The sequence below is a fragment of the Candidatus Moraniibacteriota bacterium genome (genome assembly GCA_016699875.1).
GTDB lineage: Bacteria > Patescibacteriota > Minisyncoccia > Moranbacterales > UBA1568.
In genome coordinates this window covers 737,294-761,356 of record CP064989.1, presented here as the reverse complement: position 1 = coordinate 761,356, position 24,063 = coordinate 737,294, and the positions used below count along the sequence as shown (strand labels likewise).

13 protein-coding genes are annotated in these 24,063 nt (G+C 51.2%); 1 reads left to right on the top strand and 12 read right to left on the bottom strand.

Annotated elements, in window-relative coordinates; genetic code table 11:
• Positions 1-12: 12 nt before the first annotated feature.
• The 10 genes from IPK84_03705 to IPK84_03660 form a co-directional block, all read right to left on the bottom strand.
• Positions 13-420, bottom strand: a complete 408-nt coding sequence (locus tag IPK84_03705) for an HAD-IA family hydrolase (protein QQS15448.1) — start codon at positions 418-420, stop codon at positions 13-15.
• Positions 421-437: 17 nt separating this feature from the next.
• A complete protein-coding gene (locus IPK84_03700; protein QQS15447.1) occupies positions 438-848 on the bottom strand; it encodes a F0F1 ATP synthase subunit delta in 411 nt (136 codons plus the stop codon).
• Between the two features lie 3 nt (positions 849-851).
• Positions 852-1,343 (bottom strand): F0F1 ATP synthase subunit B, encoded by a 492-nt coding sequence (gene atpF / locus IPK84_03695; protein ID QQS15446.1) that lies wholly within the window; start codon positions 1,341-1,343, stop codon positions 852-854.
• 65 nt (positions 1,344-1,408) lie between these two features.
• Positions 1,409-1,657: a F0F1 ATP synthase subunit C gene (gene atpE, locus IPK84_03690; protein QQS16258.1), complete on the bottom strand. Its 249-nt coding sequence runs from the start codon at positions 1,655-1,657 to the stop codon at positions 1,409-1,411.
• A gap of 55 nt (positions 1,658-1,712) precedes the next feature.
• Positions 1,713-2,459 carry a F0F1 ATP synthase subunit A gene (gene atpB, locus IPK84_03685; protein ID QQS15445.1) on the bottom strand — a complete coding sequence of 249 codons (747 nt, stop codon included), beginning with the start codon at positions 2,457-2,459 and terminating at the stop codon, positions 1,713-1,715.
• Positions 2,460-2,631: 172 nt separating this feature from the next.
• On the bottom strand, positions 2,632-3,105 hold the full coding sequence (locus tag IPK84_03680; GenBank protein ID QQS15444.1) for a hypothetical protein: 474 nt from the start codon (positions 3,103-3,105) through the stop codon (positions 2,632-2,634).
• Positions 3,106-3,271: 166 nt separating this feature from the next.
• Positions 3,272-9,532 (bottom strand): tail fiber domain-containing protein, encoded by a 6,261-nt coding sequence (locus IPK84_03675; GenBank protein QQS15443.1) that lies wholly within the window; start codon positions 9,530-9,532, stop codon positions 3,272-3,274.
• The gene (locus IPK84_03670) at positions 9,453-11,120 is read right to left on the bottom strand and encodes a hypothetical protein (GenBank protein ID QQS15442.1); all 1,668 of its coding nucleotides are present in this window, start codon (positions 11,118-11,120) and stop codon (positions 9,453-9,455) included. Before IPK84_03670 ends, IPK84_03675 begins: the two co-directional genes overlap by 80 nt.
• On the bottom strand, positions 11,066-17,008 hold the full coding sequence (locus IPK84_03665) for a hypothetical protein (GenBank protein QQS15441.1): 5,943 nt from the start codon (positions 17,006-17,008) through the stop codon (positions 11,066-11,068). Before IPK84_03665 ends, IPK84_03670 begins: the two co-directional genes overlap by 55 nt.
• Before the next feature lie 360 nt (positions 17,009-17,368).
• Entirely contained in the window at positions 17,369-18,130 is a 762-nt protein-coding gene (locus IPK84_03660) for a fibronectin type III domain-containing protein (protein QQS15440.1), read from the bottom strand.
• Positions 18,131-18,304: 174 nt separating this feature from the next.
• Between IPK84_03660 and IPK84_03655 the strand changes: the two genes are divergently transcribed.
• Entirely contained in the window at positions 18,305-19,429 is a 1,125-nt protein-coding gene (locus tag IPK84_03655) for a mannose-1-phosphate guanylyltransferase (GenBank protein QQS15439.1), read from the top strand.
• A 56-nt stretch (positions 19,430-19,485) separates the two neighbouring features.
• Here IPK84_03655 and IPK84_03650 read toward each other — a convergent pair whose 3' ends face one another.
• The gene (locus IPK84_03650) at positions 19,486-20,649 is read right to left on the bottom strand and encodes a ParB/RepB/Spo0J family partition protein (GenBank protein ID QQS15438.1); all 1,164 of its coding nucleotides are present in this window, start codon (positions 20,647-20,649) and stop codon (positions 19,486-19,488) included.
• Positions 20,650-20,821: 172 nt separating this feature from the next.
• The gene (locus IPK84_03645) at positions 20,822-24,061 is read right to left on the bottom strand and encodes a fibronectin type III domain-containing protein (GenBank protein ID QQS15437.1); all 3,240 of its coding nucleotides are present in this window, start codon (positions 24,059-24,061) and stop codon (positions 20,822-20,824) included.
• Positions 24,062-24,063: the final 2 nt, after the last annotated feature.

Sequence of the window (24,063 nt, the reverse complement as noted above, 5' to 3'; positions counted from 1 at the left end):
TCGCTAGATAAGCTATTTGAGATGCGCTCGCAAGAATTCCTCCAATGATTTCAAATCACGTTCTTTAGAATTATAGAAGTACGTTTTAATTCCAACAGATTCCGCACTTTTTACCGCCTCCTTATCGTGTTCAAAATAGATAACTTGATCCGGTTTCAAACCAAATGTCTCCAGGAATGTATGGAAATACGTCGGATCGGTTTTTTCCGGATGATGTTTCATTGTAAAAACTTCGTAGGGAACAGCATCCAATCCGAATTTCTTATACTGATTGTCATCCGCTCCCGTAAGAAGAATCTTTCTCTGCGGAAATTTCTCCAAAAGTGCAAACATTTCTTCTGAAACAGAAAAATTCTCATTGTCTTCAATAATGAAGGTATGAACCGCATCGACAAGAATAACCAAATCAAGACTTTTCATGGCCGAGAGTATATATTTTACAAACTGCCCTGTATAAACCGTGCCAACTGCCCAAACCGCCCGCCAATGCTCATATCGACTGATTCGTCTTCTGTCTGAAGCAGCGCTCCACCAAGGAGCGTCGCACTCACCTTTTGCCGCAAACGTACCTCTTTTCCGCCGAATAGTTTTTCCCCAACTCGTTCCAGTGATGTTTTCGATGTGGCATGAAGCGGCTTTGCAGACACAGCTTCAACAAACTTCACGCCCGTTTCCCGCTCGGCTATCCGATCAAGGTGGCGGAGAACAAGCGGGATGTCGCTCCGACGGCGATCGCGCACAAGCATCAAGAGAAACCGGTCAATGAGTTTCGTCCGACGATCGGAATCACCGACATGTCTCATTGCCTCATATAATCCCTCCGCATATTGTCTCGGCGTGATACGCATAGATTAAAGCTTTTCAACAGCTTTCCGTATCAAAACTTCATCATCCGCTCTGTTGAGTTTCTCGGCCAGCACTTTCTCTGTTGCCAAGAGCACCAGTCCGACAAGCTCGCGCTTCATCTCCACTCGCACACTCTCGCGCTCTGCTTCCAACTTCTTGCGTGTTTCAACAAGGATCCGTTCGGATTCTTCGCGCGATTCAGCCATAACCTTGTCTGCTATCTTTTCCGCCGATTCCCGAGCACGAGCCACGATTGCCGCCGATTCCTTGCGCGCCTCTTCGAGCACTTCGCGCTCCTTCGCTTCGATTTCGGAGAGTTTCTCCGTCGCGCGCTTGGCATCGCGAAGTCCGGATTCTATGTGTTTTGCCCGCTTCTCAAGAAATTCCAACATGGGGCGATAGGCAAACTTCCGCAGCACCCATAGGAGCACCAAAAAGTTTATCACTTGCGCGACAAGCAACTTCCAATCAATGCCGAGTTTGGACAATACATCCATAACAACAAGAGAAAACCAGCTCTACTTATATCTCGTAGCCCATCGTCTCCTTACTTACCGGAAAACTAGCTAAAAAGTATGATAAGCGCCACCACGAGCGAATAGATAGCGATCGCCTCGGTAAACGCAACACCCAAAAACATCGGGATTTGCATCTTCGAACTCGCCTCCGGGTTTCGCCCCAAGGATTCCATCACCTTGCTAAAGAAAAGGCCCATACCAAGCCCTGTCCCAAGCGCGCCCAATCCAATTGCCAGTGCCGCGCCGATATACTTCAGCCCTTCCGAATTCCCCGCGAGCGTCTCCGCCGCCATCTTTGCTTCTTCCATAAACGTATTGATTACCACTTAAACAGTTAATAAACATTCCTCAATGAGCATGCTCCGGTTCGAGAGTTGCCATCTTGAGGAAAACCAGCGTCAAAATAGAAAAGACAGCCGCCTGCACCACGCCCACAAAGAGCTCGAGGAAGAGAAAAGGAAGCGGCACAAAATACGGAACTAAGTTTAACACGACAATGAGGAGCACTTCGCCCGCGAAAATATTCCCGAAAAGACGAAAAGAGAACGAGATAACACGTGTCGCTTCGCCCATAAGCTCCAGAATTCCCATAAATGTCCCGACGCCATAGGGTTTCCGAAACGGACTTACCAAGAACTTACTCGCATATTTCGCCGTACCGATCGTGGCAATTCCGATGAATTGCACCGAAAAAACTACTACGAGAGAGATCGCAAGCGTCATATTAAGGTCCGCAGACGCGCTCCGCAAAAATGGAATCACCTCATGTCCCTCGCGAAGACCAATCGTACCGAGGCCTGGCACCAATTCGATCCAGTTCGAAAAGAGCACAAAAAGAAAAATGGTCGCCACTATCGGGAAAAATTTCCGTGCCAATCGCTCATTCCCGGCAACATCTGCCACAAGATTCCAGAGTGCTTCAAATACCGCTTCAACCCCCGCTTGCACTCGGCCTGGCACCAGGGAAAGCTTCTTAAAAAAAAGCGCCGAAAACAACATAAGTGTGACACTGATTATCAGTGTCAGAATAATGGTATTTGTGACCGGAAACCCCCACAAATGAAAGAGTGTTTCCGCCGCAATGGATATATTCATACCACAAACAAAAACATTCTGCTCAAAAGCAGATAAAATTCAAACCTTCCCTTGCTTCCAGTATCTTCGAAAATAGCGGGAAAGTCAATAAGACTACCATTGAGAAACAGGCTGACACGTGTCTTCTCAAAGAGAACAGACACAAGCCACAGAAACGCCCCCATTTCACATTTTATCCATCCCATTCGGTCCAATCGCTACCGGCGTCGCAGTTGGTGGCGGCGATATCGCAACGGTAGATGATGCCCGCACTCCCGCTACTGGCATAAATGACATTATTGGTAGAGTGGTTGGTGGAATCAGTGGCGAGAGAAAACACGTTTGATGCCGGAGAATCATACGATGTCCCCCAAGATGGCACCCGATTGAACCAGCCTGAGAGCGTGATATCGCTCGAAGCATCGACATCGAGTGTTGCATTGTCGGCAATAGAGACGTATTCGTCGACTCCATTGAACTTCATCGCCTGCCCTATCTTTCCACCTGTCATGTTGCTCGTATCGATTGCGGAGCCGACATCTCCATCATTGCTATTGGCTGTTCTATCAACCACTTCATTCGCTGTGCTCCAATCCATATCAGCCGCATCGAATGTCCACTGTCCGGCAAGGCCGCTGGTTACAGTTTCGTTGTAGCTATCGTTCACATTTGTAGTAATACCCGCTTTCGACTGGTACCAAAAATACCCCCAACGCCAAGGATGAGGAAGAGAGCAATGAAGAACCATTGTACAAACCGATTTTGTCTTTTTCTTGATCGCATACTGTGAAGTGCCGTTTTACGGAATAAGGTTTCCTCTATCAATCAATCACTTATTCAACATCACGCTCCTCCACCAGGAACCAGTCCGCCCGGACCGGCGCCGAAACCGGCTCAGCCAGATGAATCAGGAAGCCGTCATATTCCCCATCCCCACCGCGAGAACGCTCGCGCCATGAAGTGGAGCCGGGATTATCTACAAAGTTCACGAAGACGCGAGAAAGATTTGTAACTGCGCCCGTCAACACCTTTGCCGTCTTTCCATCGCGCGCTACCACTTCCGGATCGTCCAGAGCGAGCTTCGACCAATCATCGATTCCGTCGCCGTCTTCGTCTTTGGCGACTGGTAGAATTTCGAGCGTGCCAATGGTGGGATTGGCACTGTCTACAATCTCGATTTCGAGTGCACCGGTCCGTACTGTCTTTGCGCGGAGCCGTCCGTTCAAAAGATCCAGATTGCCTTCCGTATCCTTGGCAAGCACATTCCCAAGCTCGAATGCATTGTAGAAATCGAGAAGCGCATCATTTGTTTCTTCAAGTGTCGCGAGACGCGATTCAAATCCGGTAATCGCCGTCTCATTTGCTGCGAGGCGCGCTTCGTAGTCAGTGCTCGCCGTCTCGAGTGTTGAGAGGCGCGCACTCATCGCATTGAGCTGTGCTGCCGCAAGCGCGAACTGCTCATCTACTGATATTTTCAGTCCAGAAAGTGTTGTTGCTTGACTATTTGTTTCAAGCACAAGACTCGTCAATTTGCTCGCATTCCCTTGAAATAGGGTGTCCACCTTTGTTTCAATACTATTAACACGAGAGTCTTCTTCTTGGAGTGCTTTTACAATAACTGGAATAAATTCGCTCTTTGCAATACCAAAGTATCCGCTCGAACTGATAGTTACTGCTTTCGGATATACCGATAATACCTCTTGCGCAATAAATCCTGTAATTTCTGGTCCATCAGGATTGCTCAAACGATTAAAATCAACAACTCGAAGAGCATTAATTATATCAAGCCCTTCAAAAGTGGTACTCTCTATATTTGTCTTTGTTCGAACATCAGAAACATCAGTAAGTGCGAAAGTTCCAGATGTATTGGCAATATATCCAACTTGCCCGCCATCACCATCAAGAGCATTTAAATAATAAGTGGTACCACTTGCATCATCAGCTCCCGCCTGAATCACAATGCCATATCGATTTGCATTGTTTCCATCATTAAAGAACCGTGCCGCATAGTCTGATGCCGTATCGTCATACACATCAAGCATATAAGACGGCGCTGTCGTACCAATGCCGACACCTTTGTTATCGATACTCCCTGCTCCATCAGAAAGCGCATAAATTGTGAGAATCGGATTACTATCAATCTGCGCCGAATAGCTCTCAACCGTATTATCAGCCGAAGAGCTGGTCACGCTCATATCCACCCAGCTCACGATACCCGCATCCTCCGGAAAACTCTGTGCACCCAAGACGGCATTCGCAATCGTAGTTTGTCCGGTCGAGTCGATCTTGAAGTCTGGCGAGGTAGAAAGTCCATCATTGGAGTCAATCTTGAACGTATTGGAATCACTCGTGTCGACACCGAGCGAGAATTGAACAGCTGGTGTTGTACCAGTACGGAATTTGAGGAGTGGATCATTCGTGGCTGTAGCGGATGTCAGTGTAAAAATGTCGTCGCTTGCGGCGGAAGAATAGAGCTCGAGACCGGAGACCGGCGCTGTCGTACCAATACCAACACTTCCTGCCGCAACAAGGAGTCCGTAATTTGCTGTCGTTCCACCACTAGCACTGAAGTAGCCACCAACAGCTGTTGAGGTTGTTCCGGAAGTGGTCGAACTGAAATATCCCGCGTAATTGACTGCCGAGGTACCGGTATTCGTCACTGAGGAATATATGCCGTATGCTGTATGGCTCGAATTGGAATTCGCACCGCTTCGGGAGAGATTGAGGAGATAGGAAGATCCACTCGCACCGCCAGCGGTCGACGTCGAAGCAATACTCACACCCGTGCCGGTCGAGATACTGTTTGCCGTGATAGAGACTGCTGTCCCGGTTGCCGTTGCATCGCTTACGGCAAATCCTGTCCCCGTGTGTGCTCCACTAAAGGTAAAGTTCACACCTCCGGTTGTCGAGAAGTTCCCGGTCGAGGCAATAGCAACGTTCAAAGCTTTCGCAACACTGTTCGCACCGGAACTATTGAGATAGAGAAGATTGCCTGTGTTTGAAGCATTGCTTCCGGAAAGCGTGATGGACTGGAGAGAACCGGTCATAGCGGCAGAGGAAGAGGCAATAGCAAGACCGGTACCCGACGAAATACCGTTCGCTACGATGCTTTGAGTAATTCCTGTGAATGAAGCCGTGTTGTTGGTAATAAGCGCAATCGTTCCGGCAGTTGATCCGGTGGAAGAAAGATCGAGAAGTGTCCCCGTTGTCGTACTGGTATCAACCGAACTTGAAGAAAGACGCAAAAGCGATCCACCATTAGCAATGACACTTGTAGTATGTGTAACGCTTAAACCCGTTCCAGTTGTAAGCGCATTCGCCGTAACAGAGAGTCCTGTCTCCGTATCGATTGAGTTGGCAGTGATGTTGACAGCATTCGCATTGTTTGATGACTGAATAATGTCAAGCGCAACAACACCAGCGGTCGTATTAGCCTGATTAAGCTGGAGCAAAAACGCGGAGTCCGTCCCGCTTGAAGATGGATTGGTAAAGATAAGTGAATCATCGGCGGTTGTGAGAGAAATCGTTGCGTCAGATCCATCAACATCATTACTGTACGCATCTTGAAGTGTAGTTGAAGCACCACCAATGCTCAGCCAAGAGGTGCCATTAAACATCTTTACCGTATTCGCCGTCGTATCATACGCGATATACCCTGCCCCACCGCCAACGATATTTGTGAGCGTTGTGTTCTGTGGGAGTTTCAAACCTTGTGGAGCCGAGTCATCATGAGCAATTGATGAGAGATCGAGCAGTGTTCCGTCGGAAAATGAAAGCGTGCCGCTCGTGAAAGAGTCACTCGTGTCGGATCGGAGGAATGAGAGCGAATCGATACCGTCGAGTGTGCCCGCACTAATAGAGGACTGATTGATCCATCCCGGCGTGCCCGATGAATTGGAAAGTATTTGCGTATCTGTTCCAGCTGCTGTTACCGCAATAGCACTCGTACCATTGCCATAGAGAATACCATTCGTGGTAAATGTAATCGCGCCCGTCCCCCCATTCCCCACCGGCAGTGTCCCTGTCACATCGGTCGTAAGGTCGATTTGTCCTCGGACGATGTCTTGTCCAGAGAGGGTGATGTAGTCGTAGGATCCAGAGAGGGTAACCGCAGAGTGAAGATCACTGGTGAGCGCTACTGTCCCTGTACTTGCCGGAAGGGTGATGGTGTTGGTACCTGCAGTAGCGGCTGCTTGGAGAGTAATCGTGCCAGAGGTAGATCCATCAAGCTTGAGGGTGCGGGAGTAAATATCTTTCCAGCCAATAGCAGCAGAACCGAGATCATCGGTATTGTCCGTATCGGAGATAAGGCTCGTGTTGATGGCGACGGAGGAGAGATTAGAGAGGGCGGCGTAAGCGAAGTCGGTGTCTGTTGTAGCCGCATTGATCTCGGCAGCGGTATCCCATTCGGTATCGCGAGTGATACTGGAAGCAAGAGAGAGAGTATTGTAGGTTCCGGAAGCGATATCTCCGCCGGCAAAGGAAGTAGAAGTGGTGAGGTAGGAGCCGGCGGCTTGGTAGCCGGAGCAGACGCTGCCAGTGGTACAAACTGTTCCTCCTGTTGCGAACGTATAGGTTTGGTCAGCAGCACCCGGTTGAGTGAAAGAGAGTATAGAATCGTATGTTCCCTGCTCGATAATAATAGTATCGTTGGTCGCGCTGGTATCAACCGTAAATACCGTAGTGCCATCCCCAACCGTGAATGTCGTGCCATCTGTTCCTGTGTCCGTATTCTGTGTATGAAGCGTATTTGTAACCACTGAAAGCGTTCCCGATGTTGAAAGCACCAGTCCACTTCCGAGTTCGGAGAAGATATATGAGCCTTTGGTACCATTGGAGGTTGTCTGGAATGTGAGGTCATCGCCCGCACCTGTTCCGCCAATAATGGTCTGCCCTCCGCTTCTTCCGGCAAGAAGTGCATACTGAGTAAATGTGTCTGCAGAAAGCGCGGCAAAGCTCGGCACACCAGAACCGTTCGTGGTCAAGAATGAAGAATTTGCAGTCGCAATCGATGCAAGCGTATTAGCAGAAGAAGTATAGAGAAGTGTATTCGTCCCGCCGAAGGTCGCTACGCCCGTCCCCCCATTCCCCACCGGCAGCGTTCCTGTCACATCGGTTGTGAGATCAATTTGTCCAAGAGTGATTTCTTGTCCGGAAAGGGTGAGATAGTCGTAAGATGAGACTCCGAATGTGACAGCGGAGTGAAGATCGCTCGTAAGCGCTACTGTCCCCGTGCTTGCCGGAAGGGTGATAGTATTGGTACCTGCAGTAGCAGCTGCTTGGAGAGTAATCGTGCCAGAGGTAGATCCATCAAGCTTGAGGGTGCGGGAGTAAATATCTTTCCAGCCAATAGCAGCAGAACCGAGATCATCGGTATTGTCCGTATCGGAGATGAGGCTCGTGTTGATGGCGACGGAGGCGAGGTTGGAGAGGGCGGCGTAAGCGAAGTCGGTGTCTGTTGTAGCCGCATTGATCTCGGCAGCGGTATCCCATTCGGTATCGCGAGTGATACTGGAAGCAAGAGAGAGAGTATTGTAGGTTCCGGAAGCAATGTCTCCGCCGGCAAAGGAAGTAGAAGTGGTGAGGTAGGAGCCGGCAGCTTGGTAGCCGGAGCAGACGCTGCCAGTGGTACAGATGGTGCCAGTTTCGTCGGGGAGGGTCCATGTGCGACTTGCTGTTGTAAGATCGGCAGTAGTCAATGTCCCAGAATGGGACGTTGTTCCCTTCGTAACCGGAGCAATAATGAATGTGTCAAAACTTGCCGCCGCGCCAATATTGAGCTTTGTGGTAGTCACATCAAAATCAAAAGCACCAGCCGCTTCCGTCGATCCACCTACCACCAAATGTGCACTCGTATCAGTGAGATAGGAGAAATTCGGCGTCCCAATCACTGCTGTCCAGTCGCTCGTGCCAGCAGTTTTGTCCGAACATTCCCACACATCGGATGCTTCGTTCCAAGAAAGCACTTGTTCATTTGAACAACCCTGTAAAAGTGAGAGTCCAGTCGAGAGAAGTTCCATGCCTGATCCGGAGCTCGTGGTCGAGGAGAGCGCGTCCGTCGAAGGCTGAAGAAGAATGCCGAGACTTCCTCCAGCCGTCCCGGTCATCGTGAGTCCCCCACTCGCCGTTGCCGATGCGACATAGTTCCCGGTCGTATGCGTCCCAAGCACTACCTTTCCCCACAATGGCGACGAACTAACGCCACCCGAGAGGAGCACGTTTCCGGTGGCAATATCGGCGAGCCCGGCGAGCGTTGTTGTATTGGAAGCATAGAGAAGATCGCCAGCAGTATAGGAACTCAAGCCCGTACCACCATCCGCAACCGACACATCAGTCCCGCCCGCACGATAGATATAGGAAGAGCCGATAGTAACTGCTGTCGGGATATCGGTTGCAATGGATGGAACACCGGAGCCATTCGTAATAAGAATCGAGCTGTTTGCCGTAGCGAGTGATGTCAGTGTATTGGCGGAAGTCGTATAGAGGAGCGTATTCGTCCCGCCAAAGGTAGTAACGCCTGTTCCGCCATACGCCACTCCGACTGTCGATCCGTTCCACGTAGCACTCGTAAAGGTCTGTCCGCCATTCAGTGTTGCAATTGTGCCACTCACATCCGGCAACGTATACGTCCGTGCCGCAGAAAGATTGGCAATCGTGAGTTGTCCTCTGCCGTCCGCATCATAGAAGTAGAGACTGGTTCCCTGGGTACCACTTGCCGTAAAGGCATCCCCACTCGCTACATCTCCGATCGCGGTAATGTCACCGATGCCGCCAGAGCCAGCGGATGTCCAGGAGAGTATGCCCGTCCCATCCGTAATAAGCACCTGTCCGCTTGTTCCATCATCATTCGGAAGCGTATAGGTAATGTTTTGTGACTGTGCTCCCGGTTGGAAGGTAGTGGTATAGTCAGTTGCCCCTTGTTCGGAGTAGATGATGAAGGAGCCGTCGGAGCCGTCGGTGCCGAGTTGGAGAGTATTGATGTTTACGGAAGAAGCGAGGTCAAGAGTGGTTGTACTAATAGAGAGAGTTGGAAGAAGGAGAAAGCCAGGTGACCGCTCCGGCAGAGTCGTCCCAGAAAAGGATGCGGTCAGCATTGGGGTCGGAGAGCGTTGTTCCTGTTCCACCGCGAGTTAAGGAGAGGTATGGCTCGCCAGCAATCGAGTTCGTACTATCCCAATAGACTGCATACCCGCTCGTGCTTGTCCCTGTCACACCGCCCGCACCGGAAACACTCGACCACGAGAGTGCTCCCGTCCCATCCGTAATAAGCACCTGTCCGCTTGTTCCATCATCATTCGGAAGCGTATAGGTAATGTTTTGTGACTGTGCTCCCGGTTGGAAGGTAGTGGTATAGTCAGTTGCCCCTTGTTCGGAGTAGATGATGAAGGAGCCGTCGGAGCCGTCGGTGCCGAGTTGGAGAGTATTGATGTTTACGGAAGAAGCGAGGTCAAGAGTGGTTGTACTAATAGAGAGGTTGGAAGAAGGAGAAAGCCAGGTGACCGCTCCGGCAGAGTCGTCCCAGAAAAGGATGCGGTCAGCATTGGGGTCGGAGAGCGTTGTTCCTGTTCCACCGCGAGTTAAGGAGAGGTATGGCTCGCCAGCAATCGAGTTCGTACTATCCCAATAGACTGCATACCCGCTCGTGCTTGTCCCTGTCACACCGCCCGCACCGGAAACACTCGACCACGAGAGTGCTCCCGTCCCATCCGTAATAAGCACCTGTCCGCTTGTTCCATCATCATTCGGAAGCGTATAGGTAATGTTTTGTGACTGTGCTCCCGGTTGGAAGGTAGTGGTATAGTCAGTTGCCCCTTGTTCGGAGTAGATGATGAAGGAGCCGTCGGAGCCGTCGGTGCCGAGTTGGAGAGTATTGATGTTTACGGAAGAAGCGAGGTCAAGAGTGGTTGTACTAATAGAGAGGTTGGAAGAAGGAGAAAGCCAGGTGACCGCTCCGGCAGAGTCGTCCCAGAAAAGGATGCGGTCAGCATTGGGGTCGGAGAGAGAGGAGCCGGTGCCGCCGTCGGCGAGCGATATATCAGTACCGCCCACACGGTAGATATAGGCAGAACCAATAGTAACCGCCGTCGGGATATCAGTTGCAAGCGAAGGAACATTCGACCCGTTCGTCACCAGAATACTATTTGCCGCAGCTGAAATAGACGCGAGCGTATTAGCAGTTGTCGTATAAAGAAGCGTATTTGTCCCGCCAAAAGTCGTAAGTCCCGTGCCACCATGTGCCACGGCAAGCGCTGTTGAGTCGACGCTCCACGCCCCGCCATTTATATATGGCACACCGGTTGAACCAATCGTATTGATACCTGTACCGCCATAGGTCGCACCGATCGCCGTGCCGTTCCATGTGGCGGAAGTAAATGTTTGACCGCCATTCAGCGTTGCAATCGTTCCGGTCACATTGGGAAGTGTCAGTGTTCGATCTGCCGTTGGGTCAGTCAAAGTGACATAGGTCTCAAATGTATTCGCGGTCGCCCCTTCAAATATAAGGCCGTTTGTTCCAAAGATTGTATTATTTGCCGAAAGCGCCGGATCACCCGTAAGCGGAGTCGTGTAGTCAAAAGCGAGCGAGAGCGACGCGCCCGCCGATCCGCCGGATCCGCCCGTAAGACCGGTCAAGGTCGACGTGCTCGCATTTGCAACATAATTCCCCGAGGTATGCGTACCCAATGCCACCTTCCCCCAGCTCGGTGCCACTCCCACCCCTCCGGAGATAAGAACATTTCCGGTTGCGACATCAGCAAGTTTGGCAAGAGTTGTGGCTCCTGACGCATAGAGAATGTCTCCGGTGGTATAGCTTCCGATTCCCGTTCCCCTTGGGCAACAGTTACCTGATCTTCTCCGGAGAGCGTTGAGGTTCCGGTCCAATAGGCAACCTGTCCGCTGGTGGCGCTTCCGGTAACACCGCCTACTCCGGAGACGCTGGCACATTGCCAGACATTTGTAGAGTCGTTCCAAGAAAGGACTTCGTTGTTAGCACATCCTTGGAGGAGAGAGAGTTCATTGGAGCTGGTGCCTTGGAATTCGAGGCCGGAGTTGGAGGAGGTGGAGCCGGTACCGTCTGCGGAGGTGAGGAGGTTGAGGGAGAGGGTGATGGAACCGGCGCCATTTGTCACCGTAACCCCATCCCCTTCCGAAAGCGTCGCAAGTGTCGGCACGCCCGTGCCATCGCCGATAAGGAGTTGGCCATTCGTCATCACGCTCAAAGCGCCGATTGCCGAAGTGCCATTACCATAGAGAAGACCGCCGGAGGAAAGTGCGCTCGTGCCGGTACCACCAAGCGTCACATCAAGCGAACTCGAGACACTCCACACCCCACTACTAATAGTAGGCACTCCAGTCGTCGAACCACCGGATGTATCAAGTCCGGTTCCGCCATACGCTGCACCGATCGCTGTCCCATTCCACGTCCCACTCGCAATCGTGCCTGTTGCGGTAATACCGGTGAGATTGCCCGTAGTGATAATAGTTCCAGTGGCATCTGGAAGCGTATACATCCGAGCAGCCGTGAGATTGGCAATCGTGAGTTGTCCCCTTCCATCCACATCATAGAAGTAGAGACTGGTTCCCTGGGTACCACTTGCCGTAAAGGCATCCCCACTCGCTACATCTCCGATCGCGGTAATGTCACCGATACCGCCAGAGCCAGCGGATGTCCAGGAGAGTATGCCTGATCCATCCGTGATGAGCACCTGTCCGCTTGTTCCATCATCATTCGGAAGCGTATAGGTGATGTTCTGTGACTGTGCTCCCGGTTGGAAGGTAGTGGTATAGTCAGTTGCCCCTTGTTCGGAGTAGATGATGAAAGAACCGTCGGTGCCGTCGGTACCGAGTTGGAGAGTATTGACGTTTACAGAAGAAGCGAGGTCAAGAGTGGTTGTACTAATAGAGAGGTTGGAAGAAGGAGAAAGCCAAGTGACCGCTCCAGCAGAGTCGTCCCAGAAGAGGATGCGGTCAGCATTGGGGTCGGAGAGAGAGGAGCCGGTGCCGCCACGGGAAAGGGCGAGCGCTGTTTCATAGGTAAGCGTGTTGCTATCCACCCAGTAGGCAACAGCATCAGTTAAACCTGATCCATCGAGCGCGCCAACGCCAGACACCGATTGCCACGAAAGGTTCCCGGTCCCATCAGTGACGAGTACCTGACTCGCAGCACCATCATCCGCCGGCAGCGTATAAGTGATATTCTGCGTCTGCGTTCCCGGCTGGAAAGTCGAGGTATAATCGGTTGCACCCTGCTCGGAATAAATGGTAAGCACTCCGTCCGATCCGTCCGATCCGAGTTGTATGCTCGACGCGAGGTTAATGGTCGTTCCACTAATAGAAAGATTTGATCCGGCAGAAAGCCAATCAATCGCACCGACCGAATCGTCCCAGAAGAGAATGCGATCGGCTCCCGGATCGGAAAGCGTTGTTCCTGTTCCACCGCGAGTTAAGGAGAGGTATGGCTCGCCAGCAATCGAGTTCGTACTATCCCAATAGACTGCATACCCGCTCGTGCTTGTCCCTGTCACACCGCCCGCACCGGAAACACTCGACCACGAGAGTGCTCCCGTCCCATCCGTAATAAGCACCTGTCCGCTTGTTCCATCATCATTCGGAAGCGTATAGGTAATGTTTTGTGACTGTGCTCCCGGTTGGAAGGTAGTGGTATAGTCAGTTGCCCCTTGTTCGGAGTAGATGATGAAAGAACCGTCGGTGCCGTCGGTGCCGAGTTGGAGCGTATTGATGTTTATGGAAGAGGCGAGATCAAGAGTGGTTGTACTAATAGAGAGGTTGGAAGAAGGAGAAAGCCAGGTGACAGCTCCGGCGGAGTCGTCCCAGAAGAGGATGCGGTCGGCATTGGGGTCGGAGAGAGAGGAGCCGGTGCCGCCGTCGGCGAGCGACACATCAGTACCGCCCACACGGTAGATATAGGCGGAACCAATAGTAACCGCCGTCGGGATATCGGTCGAAAGCGAAGGAACATTCGACCCGTTCGTCACCAGAATACTATTTGCCGCAGCCGAAATAGACGCGAGCGTATTAGCAGTTGTCGTATAAAGAAGCGTATTTGTCCCGCCAAAAGTCGTAAGTCCCGTCCCACCATGCGCCACGGCAAGCGCCGCTGAGTCGACGCTCCATGCCCCGCCATTTATATATGGCACACCGGTTGAACCAATCGTATTGATGCCTGTACCGCCATAGGTCGCGCCGATCGCCGTGCCGTTCCATGTGGCGGAAGTAAATATTTGACCGCCATTCAGCGTTGCAATCGTTCCAGTCACATTGGGAAGCGTCAGCGTTCGATCTGCCGTTGGGTCAGTCAAAGTGACATAGGTCTCAAATGTATTCGCGGTCGCCCCTTCGAAGATGAGTCCGTTGGTTCCAAAGATAGCATTGTTTGCCGAAAGCGCCGGGTCACCCGTAAGCGGAGTCGTGTAGTCAAAAGCGAGCGAGAGCGACGCGCCCACCGATCCGCCGGACCCGCCAGTCAACCCTGTAAGTGTCGACGTACTCGCATTCGCCACGTAATTCCCTGAGGTATATGTGCCCAAAGCCACCTTCCCCCACTGCGGTTGCACTCCCACCCCTCCGGAGATAAGAACATTTCCGGTTGCGACATCAGCAAGTTTAGCGAGAGTCGTGGCTCCTGACGCATAGAGAATGTCTCCGGTGGTGTAGCTTCCGATTCCCGTTCCCCCTTGGGCAACAGTTACCTGATCTTCTCCGGAGAGCGTTGAGGTTCCGGTCCAATAGGCAACCTGTCCGCTGGTGGCGCTTCCGGTAACACCGCCTACTCCGGAGACGCTGGCACATTGCCAGACATTTGTAGAGTCGTTCCAAGAAAGGACTTCGTTGTTAGCACATCCTTGGAGGAGAGAGAGTTCATTGGAGCTGGTGCCTTGGAATTCGAGGCCGGAGTTGGAGGAGGTGGAGCCGGTGCCGTCTGCGGAGGTGAGGAGGTTGAGGGAGAGGGTGAGAGTTGCTCCTTCAGATCCTCCGTTTCCACCAGTGATACCGTTGCCATTGGTAATGGATTGGACGTAGTTGCCGGTGGTGTCGGTGGTGAGGGCAACACTGTTGGCAGCAATGGTGAGAGATCCGGAATTGTTGACCGTAGCGTCGCCGCCCAGAGTAACGAACGTAGGCACACCGGAAGCATTGGCTATGAGTATTTGAGCGTCGGTTCCGGCAGAAGTCGCTTGAATGGCGCCAGTACCGTTTCCATAAATGACTCCGTTGGCCGTGAGCGTAGTCGCCCCCGTTCCTCCATTCGCTACCGGAAGAGTCCCACTCACAGCACTTCCGAGCGCCACCTTCCCCCACTGCGGTTGCACTCCCACCCCTCCGGAGATAAGAACATTTCCGGTTGCAACATCAGCAAGTTTGGCAAGAGTTGTGGCTCCTGACGCATAGAGAATGTCTCCGGTGGTATAGCTTCCGATTCCCGTTCCCCCTTGGGCAACAGTTACCTGATCTTCTCCGGAGAGCGTTGAGGTTCCGGTCCAATAGGCAACCTGTCCGCTGGTGGCGCTTCCGGTAACACCGCCTACTCCGGAGACGCTGGCACATTGCCAGACATTTGTAGAGTCGTTCCAAGAAAGGACTTCGTTGTTAGCACATCCTTGGAGGAGAGAGAGTTCATTGGAGCTGGTGCCTTGGAATTCGAGGCCGGAGTTGGAGGAGGTGGAGCCGGTGCCGTCTGCGGAGGTGAGGAGGTTGAGGGAGAGGGTGAGAGTTGCTCCTTCAGATCCTCCGTTTCCACCAGTGATACCGTTGCCATTGGTAATGGATTGGACGTAGTTGCCGGTGGTGTCGGTGGTGAGGGCAATCAAGTTTGCAAGACTCGTCGCACCCGTTCCTCCATGTGCAACCGAGAGCGCCGTCGCATCAACGCTCCATGTGCCACCCGTTATATACGGTACGCCAGTTGAGCCGGAGGTATTAATGCCAGTGCCACCATAGGTCGCACCGATCGCTGTACCATTCCAGACACCACCAACAATCGTGCCAAAAGTAGTATTTCCGGAAAAGTCCCAAGCCCCCGTCACGGTTTCATCCTGACCAAGCCGAGCGATACCGGAATTTGCATAATCAATCGTCACTGTTGCTTCGCTTCCGAGTTGGGAAATACTGAAGTCATCCGCGTCAAATGTAAGCGTATCAATGCCAGTATAGGCTGTCGACCCTTCATTCACATTGATAATCGCCGTTGCACCACCAAGATCACTCGAACATGCCCACACCGAGCTTCCACTGTCCCATTTAAGTATTTCCCCATCGGAGCATCCGCCAAGAAGCCGAAGTCCCGATGCAACCAGCTCAAGTCCAGAATTCGACTGCGTTGTAGCAGTTGTGCCTGTCGTCGTCACGTCAAGTGCCAAGTTAATTGATCCTGCCCCATTCGAAAGCGCAAGACCACTTCCAGTCGAAAGCGTCGCAAGTGCAAACCCGGATCCATTCCCGATAAGCAATTCCCCATTCGCTGGTGTTGAGGAAAGTCCTGTGCCGCCCTGCGACACGCCAAGTGCCGAGGCAATGCTCCATGTGCCGGACGAAACAACTGGCACACCCGTCGAGCTTGATGTGTCGATACCCGTTCCACCACGCGAAGCTGAGAGATGTGCTTCCGATCCAAGCGTGCTTGTCCCTGTCCAGTAGGCAATCTGTCCGCTCGTGCCCGATCCATTCACGCCACCTCCAGAACCAGCATTGAGTGCCGTAAAGACCGAACCGTCATCGGAGAATTCCCACTGACTCAAAGAGCTGTTATATCGGAGCTCCGGTTTCGTGCCAGCGCTCGAAACAGTAAAACCAAAGTTTGATGAGCCGACTGCCGTATCGGATCCTACATTGAATGTCAGGGAGTCTGTCCCCGTATCGGTATTCTGCGCATGACTGTCGTTCTGAAGCGTTGAGACATCATCCAAGAGACCCGATACATCATCGAGCACTCCCGTAAAATCCTTATTGTTTGCAAGAAGCAACTTATTCCCGCTCGTTCCCGTCGGAAGCTGCTTGATATCAAATTTCCCATTGGTGCCATAGGTCGCAATATCTCCCGCATTTGTGCCAAATGTCCGACCACGCAAAAACTGCGAATTAATCGCATTGGTGAAAGTGCCGAACTTCTTCCGCGGAATCATTTCCGAATCCGTTCCCACGCGAACCCCAAGAAAGTATTCCCCGCCTTCGAAAGTAAGATTTCCAGGGAAAGGCGTCGTGACACCGAGATAGGCATTCATGATGCCATTCTTCACGGTCGCTGTTTGCGTTTCCTCCCACACACGAAGCGGGGCATCCGTGTCAGATGGATACGGATCGCTCGTTGTCCGGTCGGCACGGTAGATACTAAACCGCACTTCATACTCGCCATTTGGCACTGGCGATCCTTTGCCATCCAGAAGTATTGCCGAAGCACTGATTTGCTTCTCACTCCCCAGCACCTGTGCCGTGCCGGGAATTGCCTGCGCAAAAACAGACTGAGAAGCCATTCCCCAGAGACAAACTCCCGCCAGTATTCCTACCGAAAGAAGTACAATGAAATGCTCTTCTGCCTGCAACACCGAACGAATCAAAGTGAAGAGGCTCCTCTTTTTGTTTTGATTGAAGAAATGCATTCAGGATCGAAGTGCTTCGGGAGAACAAAAGCGTGTTCTCCTCGCCACTTCAGTCGAGAGCATCTGAATTAAGAAAATGCACCCATGTGCTTAGTCATAATAGTACTACAAAATTGATAAAAAAACAAAGCTCGTCCGAGCTCTGTCAAGAGAGATAAAATCCTTTCTCCACTACGCAAAACAGATTCCGTTCTCGGCGTTCGAACCAAATGATCCGTTGCTATTCTTCAGCTTCTTCGTGTCAAAATCACCTCGAATGATCCACGTACTCAATGACCCAAGGGAACCGCGCGGTTCCCACAGAGAATTTGATACTTGTTATTTCTTTACTGCCCACCCGAAGACCTCTTGCAACGCATTGGTAATAAGCTCGAAAAGCGATACGACGCGAGTCCCCGTATATACCGCATGCGGATCACTCGTCACCTCATTTCCATAGCGATCACGGACCGTCACCGTATAGAGATACGTCGAAGAAAGATCCAGGTTGGAAAGAACGGCGCTATGTGACATACCGAATCCATCCTCGTCAATGGACTTTTCGCTTCCGCCAGCCGTTTTACTATAAGTCAGGGTCGACTTTGCTGCCTTACTGGTTCTCCAGGTAATAAGCGCGCGACCCTCATTTTGGTTTTTACTGCTCAATGTTTCGCCGCGAATATCGTTTATGCCAAGCTCAGTCAGCTCATCACCCTGCGAGAGCAATCCCACATCGCCTCCAAGTACAATTTGCCCGACACGGTAATTCTCACTTGAAAGCACGCCGATACTTCCCAAATCATTCTCTCCCAGCACTTCCGCCACCGGATTCGATTCAACCGGCGAACCTTCTATGGCATTTAAAGCGCTCTCCTGTGATTTTCCATTCTCAACCGCCAGTAGCTTCGATTGTTCCGATCGACGAGCAAGCCACATGTTGACCCCGCCCGCTATTGACCCGCCAATCACCGCCACCCCAAGAAGAATCGCAACACTCCTCACAACACGACGAAACTTTCCCGACATCTTCGAGGGGATCTCCCGATCATCGTTCCATTGATCATCTCTCCGGCGCCAAGGAGATTTCAATTTCTCAATCATGTTGGCATTATAGCAAAACCCTTGCAAAAAACAGAAAACGCGCTATGGTGCGAATATCAGGGAAAGCTTTGGACGAAATTCAATCCCCTTAAGAAGACGATCTTCTCGAGGATACGCCGTTTGTTTTATCTCATCGTTTAACCTGTCATATCGCACATAACTTCGAAAAGTCCTATGCCGGAAGACACTTGCGAACAGCCTATTCAGTATCCACACTTCTACGCTGTCATCATGGCGGGCGGGAGCGGCACTCGACTCTGGCCGCTCTCTAGAAAATCCAAACCGAAACAATTCCATAATTTCTTGTCGGAAAGCGGATCGACCCTCCTGGAAGACACCTGGGAACGGCTTCGGAAGACACTCGCCGGTACCGGCAATATATTCGTGGGTACGAGCGACCGATATCGCCGGAAAGTTCTCGATCTTCTCCCGGAAATCGAAGCCGATCATCTCATTATCGAGCCAGCTCCCCGCGGTACCGCCGCCGCTATCGCTCTGGCAGCACAGGAAATATTTGATCGCGATCCCGACGCCATCGTCGCCACCATCGCTTCCGATCACGTTATCACCAATGGCGATGCATTCTCTCCGGCACTTCTTTCCGCATTCGAAACTGCGTCAAAATTCAATGACAAAATAGTCACTATAGGCATCAATCCCACGGCTCCGGACACTGGTTTTGGATACATAAAAATGGGTGAGGATCTCGGCGTTGTTCACGACCACCGAGTCTTTTCAATCGACTCCTTCAAAGAGAAGCCCGATCGAGAAACCGCTGAGGAGTATCTGAAAAACTGGGAATACCTCTGGAATGCCGGGTATTTCATTTTCTCAGCACGCGCTTTTTTGGCCCAAATAAGAGTCTTCACCCCGGAACTCTCACAGACACTCGAACGCATGAGAAACACCAGAGATAATCCCCAAGAAACACAGAAGCTTTTTGAAGAACTGCCGAATGATCCGATAGAACCCGCCATTATTGAAAAACTCCCCCCGGAAAAACGAGCTGTCATACCGGCACCACTCGAATGGAGCGATGTCGGCAACTGGTCTGCGCTCTTTGATCTTCTCGAGAAGCGGCATGAAGTCTCCATCATCGCACGCGGAAATCATATCGATGTGGGAAGTGAGAAATGCCTCATTCTCTCAGACAAAAAGCTCATTGCCACAATCGGACTCGAAAACGTCGTTGTCGTCGAAACAGACGACTGTATTTTAGTCGCCAGCAAAGACAAGGTTTCCGAAATGAAGACACTCTTGGAAAAGATACGGCAAGAAAAAGGCGATAATTACCTTTGAGCAGACCAAGAGAGACTGCGACGCTCAAAAGCAGAAAGCAGCGTCAAAAAAGGCGATCACATACTGCCGGTTCCGTCTTCATGTTTTCCGGAAAGTTTCGAGAAGATATTTTTAAACTCTTCATCGGAGAAATACTCGATGCGAATTGTTCCGCCGGAAGCTGTCTTGGCGATGCGAACTTTTGTGCCAAATATTTCTGACAAAGTATTCTCCCGACCTTCGATTTCCGGATCCTTCGATACTCTCTTCGGAGGTCGAGTCGAAACACCTCGAGACTTTGCTTCCGCTTCACGCACAGTGAGACTCTGCTGCACGATCATCTCAAAAAGCGCGCGCTGCTTCTCAGCATTATCGATAGCAAGCAATGCCTTTGCGTGCCCTTCGGAAATCTTATCATCAGCAACGGCGCGCTGTATATCGACCGGCAGCTGCAAAAGCCGCATCGTATTGGCAATAGCACTCCGGCTTCTCCCCATTTTCTTCGCTATGGATTCTTGCGACAATTGAAATTCTTTCGAGAGCCGATCATACGCTCTTGCTTCCTCGATCGGATTGAGATCGTGTCTCTGAATGTTCTCAATAATAGCCAGCTCAAATTTTTCCTGATTCTCCGCCTCGCGCACAATAACCGGCACTTCCGAAAGACCGACAATTCGCGCCGCCTGCAATCGGCGTTCCCCCGCTATAAGCTCAAAATTACCCCCTGAGCGCGTCACAATGAGCGGCTGGAGAATGCCATGCTCTTTGATTGATTGCGCGAGCTCCATGAGCTTTTCTTCGCTGAATTGTATGCGTGGCTGATGCGGATTTGGTATCACGTTCCCAATAGGCACTGACAGTGCCACCCCCTCTCCCGTCGATACCGGCGGATTTTCAACAGAACTTGATGACATTTCCGTAGGACTGCTCGGATTTTCCACCTGCACCGCCGGAATATCAAACACTGGAGAGGACAGACCCTGCTGTTTTTGTGATACACCCGAGGAGGCGCCCGATGCGATAGTTTGATCAGCCGATTTCACACTTTTCTCTCTTGTTTCAGAAGGCACAGGCGGCAGCTTCTGAAGCGGCGCCATCTTCACACCAAATGGACTCGCCTTTTGAGCGGTAGCTGCCGATGAAACAGGCTGGGGACTGTCCCCAGTTGATACTTCCGACTTCTTCTGATTTTGCGGAATAAGCGAAGACAACCCCCTCCCGAGTCCGTGTGGCTGCGGCATAGGCGCATCACAAAAAATATATGTCTTTATTGTACCATGGATATCTTTAACCAAAGAAATAGGTCAGCAGAGAAAGACAAGGCAACAGAAAAAGCACCTAACCCCGCCCAAAACAACACCACAAGAGACTCTCGCCTCTGTGTTGTCGCATTTCCCTTTTCCCTCTCCGATTTCAGAGTCCCGCCCCCTGCACCTGCCAGTAGAACGTAGAACACGTTGTGTCTCTGCATCCGCACTTCCACGTACCTCCCTGTATGCTACAGGTCATACCGACCAGGTAGGCGGGATCGGAAGCGCTTGCTGTAGAGATATCGGTATCGGTGAGAGTGGCAGAGACACTTCCTTGGCACCAGTCTCCATTCAAGGCTCCGGTACAGGTTCCGGTGAAGGAGGTCCAGTCAGATATACCGGGATCATAGTAGTAGCCTTTGGTGTAGACGATACGGGTAGTGTCTCCGGTAATACCGAGGGTAGCGTTTATCGTGTGGGTATCGCTGCTGGTACAGGTGGTGGAGATAAGAGGAGTGTTACTCACAAAGACGTCATAGGGAGCACCGTAGCCGGTGTAGGTTGAGGTGGTGAAGTTGGTGGGGGTGACGGTGGAGCAGGAGGTGGGGGTGGGTGTACCTTGAGTCGTTGTACCGACGACATTAGACCAGTCACTGGTGTTCCCTGCGGCATCGACAGCTCTTACATGGTAGGAGTAGCCGGTAGAAGCGGTCAGGTTGGAGTCTGTAAGGGGAGAGCTTGTGGTAGTTCCGACTTGAGTAAAGTTGGAGCATGAGAGACCAAGACAGCGTTCGACTTGGTAGCCAGTGACTCCAATGTTGTCGGTTGCTGGGTCCCAAGAGACGGTGATGCTGGACTCACTGGTGGCATTGGCAGCGAGGTTGGTTGGACTGGTGGGAGGGGTGGTGTCGGGGGTGGAGGTGTTCCCACACCCAATGGGCTGTGTGGAGACAACGATATTGTCGAGTCGCTGATCAGCTAGAGCATGCGTCGCATCACCACTGTAGAGCGATAAGTAGAGATTGTGTAACAAATTGTTTGCATTGTTTCGGAAATGCATATTGACCAGATTGCCTGCATAGGCGCCATCCCATGTAAGCTGAAATGTTCCATTTGACTGTCCCGCTGTTCCCATATCAACCGTTTCCTCGACACAATGCCAGTTACCAGCTGTAATAGTCGGCATAGTGGCTGTTGGTCGATCAACAGCTTTTGTACAGTAGGATTGGCCGCTGTCATAGACGCACGGGTAAGAATCTCCAAAGCAGCTTCCAGAGCTTGGACAGTCTTGATACATGCCAACATTGTATGAGTAAGCGTAGGGAATCGGATTCGATCCCTTATTGTACTGCACTCGAAAGTCCGCCCATTCGTCGGAACCACTTGGCGTTGCTGGATCACCAGGTCGATAGCCAGAGGTAGCGAGATGTGCTCGATCACCTGCGGTTAAGCCTCCTCCATGATTCCCCATGGTAAATGGAAAACCAGTAGCGTATTTGGTGTAGTAGCGCAGATAGAGTTTCTGATAGGAACTGCCAAAAACTTTGACAAGATCGGCACCGGCAGACGCATTCTGTGGAATGAGGAATTGGGCAACATGGTTGCTGGAATTCTGCGATGGTCCATTGTCCTGTGGGAAGTTGACGTCGGTCGCGCCGTCATAATCATCCCACTGTGCTCTTCGTTGCGTATCAGTGGTGACATTGGTATCGAAGTCATTGCAGAAAATCCAACCATTTTGCATTGTTGAGCACTCATTCATAGAAACATTACTTCCTCCACTCCCCACCGTTACCGTCGCGCTCTGATTGGTCGCTCCTCCCGTACCGGTACAGGTGAGGGTGTAGGTACTCGTTGTGGCGGGAGAAACAGACTGGGTGCCGCTTGTGGCTTTGGTACCAGACCAACTTCCGGAAGCCGTACAGCTAGTGGCGTTAGTGGAACTCCAAGTAAGAGTACTGGATTGTCCGGAGGTGATACTCGTCGGGTTTGCAGAGAGGGAGATGGTGGGCGTTTGTGAAGCGGCTTGAGTAGTTGCTCCCACAACATTGCTCCAGCCTGAAGTATTGCCGGCAGCATCGACGGCACGGACGTGGTAGTTGTAGAAGGCATTTGCTGTTAATCCTGAATCAATAAAAGGAGAAGATGTTGGAGTTCCTACTTGGGTAAATGTGGAGCAACCAGAAGGAGAACAATGTTCCACTTGGTAGCCTGCTACTCCGATGTTGTCAGTAGCAGCAGTCCAAGAGACGGTAATGCTTGATTGGCTGGTGGCATTTGCGACAAGGTTGGTGGGAGAAGTGGGAGGAGTGGTGTCACCACCACCTCCGCCGCCGATCGTCACCGGATAACCAGTTGTATTTGGTGTGCCGGTCGAGTCATAGACAAAGAGGTATGCGGTTTGACCGCTCGTGAACTTACCAAGATTGGAAGAGAGGCTGATTGACGTATCGTTCCATGCGCTCGGGATCTGGACTTCTTTAATGGTGGCGTTGTTGATATTGGGGTTGTTAGCAAGGACAATACGCTGGCGGGCAGTATCAATATAGACGTCAGCAAAATACATCCATTGGTTACTACTTCTCGGCATTGTATATCCGCCCACAGTAACCGTTCTCTGCGATCCAGATGTAGCATCTGTTACGCCACTATTATTAAAAACTTGTTTCCCATTTTCCCAAGCTTTTACATATCCTGATGCTGTTCTGTCGAATCTTATCTCAAGTTCGAGTTTGACCCATCCATTCATTGGTTTATAGGCATAATCACCCCATGTACTGAACATTCCCATACCACCATTGTTATTGGTATGATAGTTCGGATCATTGAATGGATCCGAACCGGTAGGTGTATTGTTTAAAGGCGGCGGATTATATTCGAAATACCAGTTGTCACTACCCATCGGCTCGGTTCCAATAGACCAATCAAACAATTTGTAGTTGTGTTCACTTCCTGTAAATACCCATGCCGGATCAGCTCTATGATACCAAGAAACATACATATAAGACGGGAATTGTACATTTGAAATTGTTTTAAATAAATCTGCATTATTGCCAGTATCAGCACCACCACCGCTTATACAACCTGCTATATATTTTGTAATGTTGTTGTGAGGTAGAGCGACTCCGCGCATTGGTAAATAATAATTCATTTGCGACGACCCCGCCGCTGACGTCGGCCATGCGCCACTCCAGTTATTCAAAATGTTACTCCCCGATGCATCATCCCACACTATCGGCGCCACGGTAGCCTTCGTACCAAATCCTAAACCACTCACTGTGATCGTGGACTTGTGATTCCATGTGCCAGAAACAGAAGAAATCGAAGGCGATGCAGTTGCTTCCTGCACCAAGAAGAAACTCATTAAAACTCCCATTGAACTCAAAAATACTTTCCTCCTCATAG